The sequence below is a fragment of the Bacillus sp. B19-2 genome, assembly GCF_022832475.1.
Taxonomy (GTDB): Bacteria; Bacillota; Bacilli; order Bacillales; family Bacillaceae; genus Bacillus; species Bacillus paralicheniformis.
Genome location: NZ_JALHKQ010000003.1, coordinates 338,088 through 350,776 on the forward strand (window position 1 = coordinate 338,088; position 12,689 = coordinate 350,776).

Below are 12,689 nucleotides of genomic sequence, written 5' to 3' on the forward strand. Positions count from 1 at the left end.
TAAAAATAAATGAGGGCTTCATGATTGGAAGCCCTCATTTGCCATATTTATTTTTCAAAACCGTGAATACAGTTTGGTTAAAGAAGCTTATTCAGGAAAAACTCCCGGCAAATTCATTGCTGAGCCGCCCTTGTTCCGATCGAACGAAATCGCGGGTGTTCTGCCAGTATGGAACGCTTCATTTCTTTTACTACCGGGTGGTCTGACTTTAAAAACCGATCTTTCTCGTATAGCCCGGCCAATTGGCCGTGATCTAATACACCTAATGTATCACTTAATTGATAGGCGGCTTTTAAATCATGCGTGATAAAGAAATACGACATTCCGAAATCGTCTTTGAGCTCTTTTAATAAATCCAATATAAGCGTTTGGGTTACCATGTCCAGGCTGCTGACAGACTCGTCTAATACGATCAGCTTCGGCTTCAGCGATACGGCTCTTGCAATATTAATTCGCTGCAATTGGCCGCCGCTGAATTGATGCGGATATTTTGTTAAATCCTCTTCAGTTAAGCCTACTCTTTCCAACAGCTCGATAATGGTCCGTTTTTGCTCGGTGATTGTGAGCCTTTCATAGTTTTCCAGCGGTTCTGCTATAATTTGTTCCGCCGTCATTCGCGGGTTGACGGAAGAATATGAGTCTTGAAAAACAGCTTGAAGGTCGCGGCGGATTTTCCGCCGGATGGATTGATCGGCTTTATATAGATCATGACCTTGAAAAAAGATTTGGCCCGATTGCGGCCGTTCCAAACCGAGCATCACTTTTCCCAACGTGCTTTTCCCGGCTCCGCTTGGTCCAAGCATGCCTAGACATGCGCCTTCCTCAATTGAAAAACTGACATTGGAAAGGACTTGTTTCGATGGAGCTTTCCATTTGAACAATTTGCGCGCCGTATAATGATGAGTGACGTCTTTCACTTGTAATAAACTCACTTGTTCACCCCGTATCAAATGCAGGTCTTCTTCATACTGACTCAAGTGGCAAGTTGATCCATTGGCAATGTCAACCGTGCACTTAACAGTCTCTTTGTATAGTCATGTTTTGGTTCATCAAACAGCTGAAACACATCTCCATTTTCTACAATTCTCCCATTCTGCATCACAGCGACTTCATCGGCCAATTCAGCAATGACGCCCAGATCATGAGATATAAGCAAAATCGCCGTGCCGAATTCAGATCGCAAGCCGTCTAAATATTTCAGCACCGTCTTTTGATTAAACACGTCGAGCGCAGTTGTGGGTTCATCCGCAATAAGAACGGCCGGCTCCAGGCATGCCGCAATTGCAATCATGACCCGTTGAAGCATTCCGCCGCTTAATTGAAAAGGGTAAGAATGCAAAAGTTTAGCAGGGTGGGGGAGATTCACATGATGCAATGCTTCGGTCGCAAGCTCTTTCGCCTGTTTCTTGCTAAAAGATGTATGAGAGCGAATCGATTCGGTCATTTGCTGGCCGATCGTAAAAACGGGTGTAAAAGCGTTCATCGGATTTTGCATGATATAGGCAATATCTTTGCCGCGGATTTTGCGCATGTCCTGATCTGCTAATCCGTTCAATTCCCGGCCCCGCAATGCAATACCTCCTTCCACCTTGGTTGTTTTCGGATCAAGCGTCTGAAGAATAGACATGCTCGTTACCGTTTTTCCGCAGCCGCTCTCACCAATCAAACCAAGAACCTGTCCGCGCTTCAGTTCAAAATTAATATCTTGCACAAGGGTTGAATGTCCTTTTTGATTATGAACCTGTACATGCAAATCTCTGACTTGAAGCACTGTTGATTGTTCTGTTTCCAACTTCCTCATTCCTTTTTATCATCGACGTTTGACGCCGTATTGATCTGATAAGGCTTCGCCCAATAAATTGAACGTCACAACGACAACCATGATCATCACCCCTGGATAAATCATGATCTCGGGGTTCGTCCGAATATATGATTTACCTTCATGAATCATCGCTCCCCATTCAGCTGCCGGGGGCTGAACGCCTAATCCGAGAAAAGACATGGCGGAGATATCCATAATGGCCCAGCCCATTTCCAACGTGCCGATGACGACGAGAGGAGGGAGGACATTAGGGATAATATGCTGTTTAATAATTTTCCATTGTGAAGATCCATTGATTTTTGCCGCCGCAATAAAGTTCTCCTCTTTCAGACTAAGCACCATTCCTCTAAAAATTCTTGCATAATAGACCCATTGCACAAGCATGAGGGCCAGAATGACTTGGGGCAGCCCAGGACCGAATATGCCCACGAGGCCAAGAACTAAAATTAAGTTCGGAAAGGCCATCACACCATCGCAGCATCTCATTAACAGCTGATCAATCCAGCCGCCTTTATACCCTGAGATCGTCCCGATAATGAGGCCGATAACGAGTGAGGAAATGAAAATGAGCATCGCGAATCCAAGAGAAATCCGGGCGCCGTACAAAAGGCGGGATAAGTTGCATCTTCCCAGATGATCCGTTCCTAAAGGAAACGTCCAGGATGGAGGCTGCAGCTTATAGACCAAATGGACTTCAGCAGGATGATGCGGCGCAATCCAAGGGGCGAATACAGCGATGATAAAAAGGATGGTTAATATGATGGCGCATATTGTGATCACTTTTGAGCCTTTGAAAATCTTGCGTATACTTATCATCGATGCTGCCCTTCTTTCCTTGAAATGCGCGGGTCAATATACATTTGAATGAGGTCAACAATTAAGTTGCTCAATATAAAAAAGGTGGCGGCTAAGAACACATAGCATTGAATGACAGGGATGTCCCGATTGAAAATGGCCTCAATAAAATAACGGCCAAAGCCTGGCCAAGAAAAAACGACTTCAACAATGATTGTGCCGGTGAGCAGTTTGCCAAGGTTCATTCCCAGCCCTGTAATCATCGGAGAAATGGCCATTCGCAATACATGTTTGGCCATAATGTTCATCTTCGTCATTCCTCTTATGCGTGCAAATTGCACATATGGTTCTTGCAGGTTTTCGATGACACTTGCACGGAGCAGCCTTGTATACATCGCGATTAAAGGAAGCGCCAAAGTCATCGACGGCAGTACAAGATGCTGCCATGTCCCGATTCCCTCTACCGGGAAAAGGTCTAATTGAACAGAAAAGAAAAAAACCAGCATATACCCTAACCAAAAAGTCGGGATGGATGCCCCGAAAAAGGAAATGAAGCGGCTGATATGATCAACTGCACCGTTTCTTTTGATTCCGGCTAAGAAGCCGAGCGGCACACTGACAAGCACCGCAATCAATAAACTCCCAAGCGCGAGCTCGATCGTCGCCGGCATTCGGTGTGCAACTTCATCCCAAACCGGCTGATTTGAAACATAAGATATGCCAAAATCAAGTTGGCATATCTTCAATACAGAGTTTACATATTGAATAAAGAATGGCTGATCCAAGCCAAACTCATGTCTTTTTTGCGCTAAAATTTCATCGGTCGGCTGGATATGTGCTGCGGCTAAGTATGCTTCAGCTGGGTCAACCGGTGAGAGATGAATCATTCCAGTTGTCAGAAGTGCAGCTAAAAGAAACACTGGAATAATAGACATGAGTCGTTTCAATATATAGTTGCCCATAAAAGCCTCCTAGTGCTGCTGTTTGATGCGAATCCCTCTAAATGGATGTTCGTCACGATTGGCAGGGAACGTAAAGTTGCTAATATTCTTTTGATATATCGCCGTCTTTTTAATATAAGAAACAGGAACGATGGCTCCCTGTTCTTGAAGGGATTTTAAAATAGATGAGTAAAGCTCCTGCCGCTCTTTTTCATCGGTCGTTTGAGGTACCTTTGCCATCTGCTTGATTAGCTCGTCCTTGTTTGGATAGGCTGAAATCGCTTCATTAAATCCGAATCCTTTGGAGGCGACAATGTTTAAAAATGTGTGCGGGTCATAAGGCGCACCATAGTTGCTAAAAAAGTTCATATCAAATTCATTCGCTTTAAACCGTTTGACTTGGGTTGCCAATTCTACGCCTTCAAGATTCAGCTTTACCCCGATCGCCGCCCATTCCGCCTGAAGCGTTTCGGCCATTGTTTTTTGAATGGATTCCGCTGAATCATACATTAAACTAAATTCAAGAGGTTTTCCGTCTTTCTCGCGCACCGTCTTGCCATTCGGAAGCTTCCAGCCTGCCGCATCTAATAGCGCTTTTGCTTTCTCTGGATCATAGTTGATTTTCTTTACATCAATATCAGACGTGTAGGGGAAGTCTGTCGGTAAAATATGATCTGCTTTTTCTTCTAACCCGGAGGTGATGCCTTTCACCATGGCTTCTTTGTCAAAACCATAGTGCAGGGCTTGCCGCACGCGCTCATCAGCAAGCTGTTCTTTTTTCGTATTCATGACAAGCTGTCTCGTCGCCACTGGTTCAGAAAGGCTTGTTTCATATTGACCTGTCGATTGCAGCTGCTTGAATGCATCCAAACTGATAACACCTTCGCCGTAAATGAGGTCAAGCTCGCCTTTTTCAAATGCAAGCACCCTTGTTTCGGCGTCCGGGATGACTTTCACCTTGATTTTCTCGACTTTTGGCTTTTCACCCCAATAATGTTCATTGCGTTTAAAAACCGCATATTCATCAGCTTTATGCTCTTCCAATACCCATGGGCCCGTACCTACCGGTTTTGCGACACCCTTTGAAGTATCGCCGTCCTTAGGGAAGCCCGCTTCTCCCAAAAAACGGACCGGCCGTACAACGGCTAGTTCCTGAATGGTCGGGTAATATGGTGCAGTTAATGTCAATTTAAATGTATGATCATCGATCACTTCTGTTTGGGCTATTTTTGAAATAAACCCTAACCAGCTATGTAACTCAGTATGTTTTAAAATGGAATCAAAATTCTTTTTCGCAATTTTCGCATTAAACTTCGTTCCATCTGAAAATGTTACATTCTTACGCAAATGAAACGTATATATTTTACCGTCACTTGATATATCCCAAGATTCGGCTAAATGCGGTTTAAGCTTTCCTCCCGCTTCATAGGTAACCAAAGGTTCATATACCATCGACTGGGCAAATAATTGGGAAGGATTATACACATGCGGATTCATTTCGCCAATATCTCTAGGCCAAGCCATTGTGACCATGTTTTCATGAGTTTTCTCTGTTGAATTTCCTGACGTTGTACATCCGGCTAATAAAATAGAAAAGGCGAGCATTAACACAAAAGTAATTTTAATTTTCAAACTAATCCTTCCGCTCATCATGCTTTGTTTCCTCCTAAGTGAAGTTGATAATCATTTTCATTCTATGCAGGAAGCATATCCTTGTCAATGTAAGATATAGGAACTGCCTAAATGCTGCGGAATAGGGGAGCGGCGGCATCCCGTGAAGAACGAGCGCAAAGAGGGAGAGGCAAAATTGAAGTGGGCGAAGAATGAACTTTTTATTAAAATGGATTGTAAAAACGAAGCAATCAAAGTACACTTAATGATAATGATAATCATTTACGTTTGAGGTTGTAAACTCATGACATATACCGGGAGTGAAGAGCGATGAGCAGAAATGAAGTGTTTGACGTGACCGTGATCGGCGGAGGTCCGGCCGGGTTATATTCCGCCTTTTACAGCGGGCTGCGGGGAATGAAAACGAAGATTATCGAATATCAGCCGATGCTGGGCGGCAAGGTCCACGTTTATCCTGAAAAAATGATCTGGGATGTCGGGGGGCTAACACCGATTTCCGGAGCCAGGCTGATAGAACAGATCGTGCAGCAGGGGCTAACATTTCATCCTGAAGTGCTGCTGAATGAGAAAGTTGAATCGATTGCCCGCAATGAAGAAGGGTTGTTTGAATTACATACGGCTGCCTCAGGGGTGCATCTGTCCAAGACGGTCATCGTTGCCGTGGGCGGCGGCATCCTCAATCCGCAAAAGCTTCAAATAGAAGGAGCAGAGCGTTTTGAAGTGTCCAATCTGAATTATACGGTTAAATCGCTGCAGCATTTTAAAGATAAAACGGTCATAGTATCAGGCGGAGGCAATTCGGCTGTCGACTGGGCCAACGAGCTCGAACCTGTAGCGAAAAAGGTCTACCTCGCTTACCGCAAAGATGCGCTCAGCGGGCATGAGGCCCAGGTGGATCAGCTGCTGAACAGCTCGGTGAGCTGCTTCTTCCATACCCAGATTACCAAGCTGATCGCTTCAGATGATCATGAGGTGATCGAACGGGTCGAGCTCACGAACGCGCAAACCGGTGAGGTGATGGAACTCCCTGTCGACGAGGTGGTCATCAACCATGGCTATGAACGCGATACTTCACTGCTGGAGAACAGCCGGCTTCATATTAACCGGGTTGATGACTATTATATTAAAGGTACCGCAAACTGCCAGTCTTCCGTGCCCGGACTGTATGCGGCGGGGGATATTGTGCATTATGAAGGCAAGCTGCACCTGATCGCCGGAGCGTTTCAGGATGCGGCAAACGCGGTCAACAGCGCCAAGCGCTTTATCGATCCCGAAGCGCACAAGAGTGCGATGGTATCGTCACATAATGAGGTTTTCAAAGAGCGCAACCGCGAGCTTGTGAAGAAGATGTTCGTGTAGAAAAGGAACGTTTCCGCCTGAGGGAGCGGCTGATTCGTCGAGAGGATCTTGGAGATATGCCAAGATCCTCTTTTTATTTAAACCAGCCTTTTTCCTTTGAACGGGTAATGGCTTCGATCCGATTTTTCACCTCAAGCTTTTCAAGAATCATTGAGATATAATTTCGGACGGTTCCACTTTTGATGCTGAGTTCTTGGGCGATTTCTTTTGTGTTTTTTCCGTCGGCCACAAGTTCGAGCACTTCTTTTTCTCTATCTGTTAGGGGATTGGCCTCACTGTACATGTCTTCCATCAATTCAGGCGCATAGATCCGCTTTCCTTTCATGACGCTGCGGATGGCGCTCACAAGTTCTTCGCTTGGGCTGTCCTTTAACAAATAGCCTTTAACACCTGCTTTAATAGCCCGCTGAAAGTAACCGGGGCGGGCAAAAGTGGTTAAGATAATAATGTTGCAGCCTGTATCCTTTAGTTCCTCAGCAGCTTCAAGCCCCGTCTTTCCCGGCATTTCAATGTCCATAATACATACATCAGGCCGATGTTTTTTTGTGAAATCAACGGCATCCTGTCCGGTTGTGCCTTTGCCGACGACTTCCATATCATCTTCTAAATTCAGTAGCGATCCTAAAGCGCCCAAGAGCATCTGCTGATCTTCCGCAATAAATATACTAATCATGCAAGCCATCCTTTTTTGTTTATTTTGAGTTATTAGGAATTGACATGGTAAGCTTAGTTCCGTTTTTTGTATCAATGTGAAGGCTTCCGTTTGCAAATTCAAGCCGTTCTCTCATGCCAAGCAAGCCGTGTCCTTTTGAAAAGCACTTCTCTTCACCTTGAAACGTTCCATCGTCAGTCACTGTAATGACAACTTCCTTCCAGAGCTGCTGGATGTCAACGCGGCAGGTCTTAGCCTGACTGTGCTTGACGACATTCGTGACAGCTTCCTTTAAGCACATGCTCAATATGTTTTCATTAAGCAAGGAGATATTTTCCGGCAATTTATCTTCTTCATAGATAAACGCAATGTCGGCTGCTTCAAGAATTTGTTTGATGTTCATAATTTCATCCTTGAGCCGGATGCCCTTCATGGAGGATACGATTTTTCTGACTTCATTTAAAGAAGTTCTCGCAGTTTGCTGAACGCTTTTCAGTTCACGCGCGGCTTGATCGGGATCTTTGTAAATTAATTTTCTTGCCAAGTCGCTTTTTAAACCGATCAGAGACAGCTTTTGTCCAAGTGTATCGTGGAGGTCGCGGGCAATCCGCTGCCGCTCTTCTAATTTTACCAAATTGGCGATCCGTTCATTAGCATACTCGAGCTTTTCTTCGAGGCGTTCGCGCTCCTTGCGGCTTCTGATACTGAACGGCAATAAAATTGCGCTGATGAGAGTGATGACGACAAAAGGAATTTGTGTCAGAAAAAATTCCTTTTTTAAGACGAGACTGAAGTTGGCAGCGACGGATGCGCTTATTAAATGAACGTAATATAAAATGTGAAAAGGGGCTCGTTTTTTAATATTACCTATAAAATACGCGATAAAAAAAGCAAAATAAATATAGCTGAACAGCATAATCGAGGCGGTTGAAATGCCAATTAAAATAAACGCCCACAAATAAACGTCCCAGCCTTTTGAGACAAAAGCAAATCTGTATACCGCAAAAAATAAAAGTGTCAAAATGATGCCGATGCCGATGACAAGTGTAGATGATGATTGCATGATAAAGTAGAAGGGCAGGATGAAAAATATCGTCCATATATACGGCGAGATCCCGTTAAGTTTTTGAAATGCAAAATGCTTTTTGAACATGATATAACCTCTTTTTCAGCTTTTCATCTTTAGAGTAACTTTACCATTGCCTGAACCGGATTGCATCATCCGACAATAAATAAGGAAGCCTTCTTGTTGATATAAGAAGACCTCCTCATCGTCAGGCGTTCTTCCGCAGCTTCTGTTTTTCCGTTGAATCCTGCGGAAGATGGGAAGATGTTTGTTTCATGTCCCGAAAGGTTACAAACTGCTTTTTTTCTTCATCCCAAAGCCGGAACGCGAGTGATTGCAGGCTTGTTTTTAAAGTGATGGTCGGGACGTTTTTTAGTGGTTCGTGCTGCTCGTGGGCGATTTCAAGTTTATAGTTAGGCACCTTTGGGCTCAGATGGTGAACGTGGTGGTACCCGATATTGCCTGTAAGCCACTGAAGCAGTTTCGGGAGCTTATAAAATGAACTTCCTTCCACAGCGGCCTGAACGTAGCTCCAGTTTTCATCCGCTTCAAAATAAGAATCTTCAAATGTATGCTGAACATAAAACAGCCAGACGCCGATCGAACCCGAGATCAGAAAGATCGGACCCTGTACGAGCAAAAACGATTGCCAGCCAAAGATCAGGCAACAGACAGCAGCCAATGCCGCGATCGCAAGATTGGTGAGATATGTGTTCACACGTTCCTTTCGTCTTGCGCCTTTTTTGTTAAAGCGGTTTGTGATCAGAAAGACATAAATCGGTCCGAGAATAAACATGATAAACGGATTTCTGTAAAGTCTGTATGCGATTTTTGTGCGTAAAGGTGCGGCTTTATATTCGTTTACCGTCAGCATCCAGATATCGCCTGTTCCTCGTTTATCCAGGTTGCTGCTTGTCGCATGATGAATCGAATGGCTGTGCTGCCATTGAAGAAAAGGAAATAAAGTCAGAACGCCTGTCAAAAAGCCGAGAATATGGTTATGGCGTTTTTGTTTGAAAAAGGACAGATGGCAGCAGTCGTGAAAAATAATGAAAATTCTCGTCAAAAACCCTGCGGCAATCACCGTTATTCCTAAAGTAAGGAGATAGGAGACATCGAGGCTGAAATAGGCAAGAAACCAAAGTCCGAAAAAAGGAATAAACGTATTGAAGAGCTGAATGAGACTGTTTTTGGTATCAGGCTGGGCAAACGCAGCAACCTGTTTTGTTAGCTGTTTTTGTTTATGGGCAATAGTTTGTTCAGTCATAGTAAAGTTATCCTCTCATAAATGGGTCTTAAATTAAGTTTACGGCACAGCGAGATGTCTTTGTAGTAGCACACATCATGCTTCAAACATGACACTTGTCATGTTTCCTTCATTCGAATGGATAAGAAGATTGACAATGTTATAATGGGGCAAATCCGCATGATGTTATGGCGAATAAAGGAATTTGTAAGAGCGCGATGATTGATTCGTTAAACAAAGTTCTTTTACAATGATGTAATTGATGATCATATTTTAGTCATTTAGATAAGGAGTGAATTCATATGTCACGAATGGAAAATAAAACATTTAATTGTGAGAAGGAGCTGACGCTCAACATTATCGGCGGAAAGTGGAAAATGCTGATTTTGTGGTTTTTAGGAAAAGAAGGTACGAAAAGGTTCGGAGAATTAAAAGCTTTGATGCCCGGCATTACGCAAAGAATGCTGGTAAATCAGCTGCGTGAATTAGAAGAAGATCATATTGTACATAGGGAAGTATATCCGGTTGTTCCCCCGAAAGTTGAATATTCCCTAACAAAACAAGGAGAAAGTTTAATGCCTATATTAGAGGCGATGTATGAATGGGGTAAAAATTATATAGAAACTAACTTTTCAAAAGATGATGAATAGAATGATTGACTTTAAGATACTGTTTTGGAGACAGTATCTTTTTCTATACCATATGAGTAAAAGTATAGTATGTAAAAAAAAAGTGCGTACTATTAAAGGAATTTTCCCCTTGTTATACTCTTCATGTAACAAAATATCAAAAGAACAATCCGCGGAATTCTTAATTTAAACAGGGGTGATTGCAAGTGGAATTACAGTTAGCATTAGATTTAGTCAACATACCGGAAGCCATCGAAGTAGTAAAAGAAGTAGAAGAATACATTGACATTGTAGAAATCGGTACGCCGGTTGTGATAAATGAAGGACTCCGTGCAGTGAAAGAGGTGAAAGCCGCTTTCCCGAATTTGAAAGTGCTGGCAGACCTTAAAATTATGGATGCGGCGGGGTATGAAGTGATGAAAGCATCAGAAGCAGGAGCTGACATCATCACCATTTTAGGGGCTGCTGAAGACATGTCTATTAAAGGCGCTGTAGAAGAGGCAAAAGCCCAAGGGAACAAAATCCTCGTGGATATGATTGGGATTAAAGACATCAAATCGCGCGCTAAAGAATTGGATGAACTTGGTGTCGATTATATTTGTGTGCATACCGGTTATGACCTTCAAGCCATTGGCCAAAATTCATTTGAAGACTTAATGACGATTAAAAATGTTGTGAAAAACGCTAAAACGGCTATTGCAGGCGGAATTAAATTAGATACATTGCCCGAAGTCGTTGAATTAAAACCTGATTTGATTATTGTCGGGGGCGGTATTGCAAATCAAGATGATAAAGCGGCAGCGGCCGCAAAAATGAAACAGATGATTCAACAATCATGAAGACTTATGATTATGTAAAAGCGATTATCGCAGAGCTTGATCATGCAACCTCTCAAAATCAAGCGGAAGGAATAGAAGACTTAATATCCACTATCATGTCTTCTGAAAAAGTGTTTGTTTCCGGTGCAGGCCGCTCTGGTTTAATGGGGAAATCATTTGCTATGAGATTAATGCACATGGGGATTGATGCATTTGTAACAGGAGAAACCGTAACACCACCATTTACCGGAAAAGACTTGCTTATCGTGGGCACAGGGTCAGGGAAAACAGAAAGTTTGCTTCATATGGCGGAAAAGGCAAAAGATATCGGAGGCACTGTAGCGACAGTTACGATCTCTCCAGATTCGCCGATAGCTGAAATAGCTGACCTGATACTGCAGCTGCCCGGCTCCCCAAAAGATCAAACGACGGGCAATAAACAGACGATACAACCGATGGGCTCGCTTTTTGAACAGACTCTTTTATTGTTTTATGACGCTATCATATTGCGAATCATGGAAATGAAAGGGCTGAATACTCATAACATGTATGGAAATCATGCCAATCTTGAATAATAGAAAATCGCCATCCGTCATCTTGGATGGTGATTTTTTTGCCTACAAACCTGTTTTCAACATATCATTTACATCTTTATTATATTTTTGAAATGTAGATAACGTAAACTGGAGCAGGGACTAAATAGACATATGAAGAAAGGAGCTTATCATGCTTACAAGTTTTAGCCTGATTGGGTTTATACCTTCAATTATTGTTGCTGCTTTAATCATATTCGTGTTGAGAAAGCTTGTACTTTCTTTAAGAAATAAATAGGGTATTGATAATCACATTGTTGTTACGTTTTGATAAAGTGTTGTTTATATACTAATCTCCTAAATATTGATTGTGAGCTTATCCAGCCTTGTATCTTCTGTTCTGATAAACGAGATGAACAGATGATCAATTATTGAATATATATTGGTTATATGTTATGTTTTTATCAAGTTAGCAGAAATCATTCCTTGTATCCATATCGAAACAATTGATCAAGGACAGGTGGAACCTCTTATTTCTCTAACAAAATTTAAAACGATCAAAAAGGGGATAAACAAATGCCATTACTACGTTTCGATCTAATAGAAGGCCGTGATGAACAAGCATTAAAAAAATTATTAGACACCGCGCACGATGCGATGGTAGAAGCGTTTAACGTTCCGGAGAAAGACCGCTATCAAATTGTTCATCAGCATTCGGCGAATGAGCTTATTATCCAAGATACAGGCTTGGGATTGAATAGATCAAAGGATCTGGTTGTGATCAGCATCACCAGTAAAACAAGAACGGAAAGTCAAAAAGAGAAATTGTATGCTTTACTTGCTGAAAGGCTCGAAGCGGAATGCGGCATTTCACCTGAAGATGTCATGGTGTCCATCACGGAAAATGGAGATGCCGATTGGAGTTTCGGCCTCGGCGAGGCGCAGTTTTTAACTGGAAAGCTGTAAGCGGACAAAAGGAATGTTGACAGGGACATCTGAATCCCTTCAGAAAAGCTTGAGCTGCTGGCGAAACGATTGAAGACTCTTTTTTTAAGAGTCTTCTTTTTGTTGCAAATATTGGCGGCATTCGAATTTGACGCATGAAGAGAAAAGGCGGTCAAAAACAACCCCTTTCTGCTTGTTAAAATGTTTCATATAATAAACATAAATGATTTGCAGAGGAAGTTTAGTTTTCA

Annotated in this window: 13 protein-coding genes; 5 read left to right on the plus strand and 8 right to left on the minus strand. The window is 42.8% G+C overall.

Annotated elements, in window-relative coordinates; translation table 11 throughout:
- Nucleotides 1–113: 113 nt before the first annotated feature.
- The 5 genes from nikE to nikA are packed head-to-tail and all read right to left on the minus strand — an operon-like array spanning nucleotide 114 to nucleotide 5,211.
- The gene (gene nikE / locus MST20_RS14025; RefSeq protein WP_243942958.1) at nucleotides 114–932 is read right to left on the minus strand and encodes a nickel import ATP-binding protein NikE; all 819 of its coding nucleotides are present in this window, start codon (nucleotides 930–932) and stop codon (nucleotides 114–116) included.
- Nucleotides 933–973: 41 nt separating this feature from the next.
- Nucleotides 974–1,792: a nickel import ATP-binding protein NikD gene (gene nikD, locus MST20_RS14030; RefSeq protein ID WP_243942960.1), complete on the minus strand. Its 819-nt coding sequence runs from the start codon at nucleotides 1,790–1,792 to the stop codon at nucleotides 974–976.
- Between the two features lie 18 nt (nucleotides 1,793–1,810).
- Nucleotides 1,811–2,638 (minus strand): nickel ABC transporter permease subunit NikC, encoded by an 828-nt coding sequence (gene nikC, locus MST20_RS14035; protein ID WP_243942962.1) that lies wholly within the window; start codon nucleotides 2,636–2,638, stop codon nucleotides 1,811–1,813.
- Nucleotides 2,635–3,579 carry a nickel ABC transporter permease subunit NikB gene (nikB, locus tag MST20_RS14040; RefSeq protein ID WP_243942964.1) on the minus strand — a complete coding sequence of 315 codons (945 nt, stop codon included), beginning with the start codon at nucleotides 3,577–3,579 and terminating at the stop codon, nucleotides 2,635–2,637. The genes nikC and nikB overlap by 4 nt, the downstream gene beginning before the upstream one ends.
- Before the next feature lie 9 nt (nucleotides 3,580–3,588).
- Entirely contained in the window at nucleotides 3,589–5,211 is a 1,623-nt protein-coding gene (nikA, locus tag MST20_RS14045) for a nickel ABC transporter substrate-binding protein (RefSeq protein ID WP_243942966.1), read from the minus strand.
- A 288-nt stretch (nucleotides 5,212–5,499) separates the two neighbouring features.
- On the opposite strand from nikA, the gene MST20_RS14050 reads away from it, so the two are divergent.
- Nucleotides 5,500–6,549, plus strand: a complete 1,050-nt coding sequence (locus MST20_RS14050; protein WP_243942968.1) for an NAD(P)/FAD-dependent oxidoreductase — start codon at nucleotides 5,500–5,502, stop codon at nucleotides 6,547–6,549.
- A 73-nt stretch (nucleotides 6,550–6,622) separates the two neighbouring features.
- Here the strand turns inward: MST20_RS14050 and desR are convergent, their stop codons facing one another.
- The 3 genes from desR to desA form a co-directional block, all read right to left on the minus strand.
- On the minus strand, nucleotides 6,623–7,222 hold the full coding sequence (gene desR / locus MST20_RS14055) for a two-component system response regulator DesR (protein ID WP_020452333.1): 600 nt from the start codon (nucleotides 7,220–7,222) through the stop codon (nucleotides 6,623–6,625).
- A 19-nt stretch (nucleotides 7,223–7,241) separates the two neighbouring features.
- Nucleotides 7,242–8,354, minus strand: a complete 1,113-nt coding sequence (gene desK / locus MST20_RS14060) for a two-component sensor histidine kinase DesK (RefSeq protein ID WP_243942970.1) — start codon at nucleotides 8,352–8,354, stop codon at nucleotides 7,242–7,244.
- Between the two features lie 121 nt (nucleotides 8,355–8,475).
- Nucleotides 8,476–9,534 (minus strand): Delta(5) desaturase DesA, encoded by a 1,059-nt coding sequence (gene desA, locus MST20_RS14065; RefSeq protein ID WP_243942971.1) that lies wholly within the window; start codon nucleotides 9,532–9,534, stop codon nucleotides 8,476–8,478.
- 281 nt (nucleotides 9,535–9,815) lie between these two features.
- Here desA and MST20_RS14070 point away from each other — a divergent pair, with 281 nt between their 5' ends.
- From MST20_RS14070 to MST20_RS14085, 4 genes are all read left to right on the plus strand, one after another.
- The gene (locus MST20_RS14070) at nucleotides 9,816–10,163 is read left to right on the plus strand and encodes a winged helix-turn-helix transcriptional regulator (protein WP_003183789.1); all 348 of its coding nucleotides are present in this window, start codon (nucleotides 9,816–9,818) and stop codon (nucleotides 10,161–10,163) included.
- 185 nt (nucleotides 10,164–10,348) lie between these two features.
- Nucleotides 10,349–10,981, plus strand: coding sequence for a 3-hexulose-6-phosphate synthase (gene hxlA, locus MST20_RS14075; protein WP_243942972.1), 633 nt, complete (start codon nucleotides 10,349–10,351; stop codon nucleotides 10,979–10,981).
- Complete coding sequence (gene hxlB, locus MST20_RS14080) at nucleotides 10,978–11,535, plus strand: 6-phospho-3-hexuloisomerase (protein ID WP_243942973.1); 558 nt, start codon at nucleotides 10,978–10,980, stop codon at nucleotides 11,533–11,535. The genes hxlA and hxlB overlap by 4 nt, the downstream gene beginning before the upstream one ends.
- Nucleotides 11,536–12,069: 534 nt before the next feature.
- The gene (locus MST20_RS14085) at nucleotides 12,070–12,459 is read left to right on the plus strand and encodes a tautomerase family protein (protein ID WP_243942974.1); all 390 of its coding nucleotides are present in this window, start codon (nucleotides 12,070–12,072) and stop codon (nucleotides 12,457–12,459) included.
- The last annotated feature ends 230 nt before the right edge of the window (nucleotides 12,460–12,689 follow it).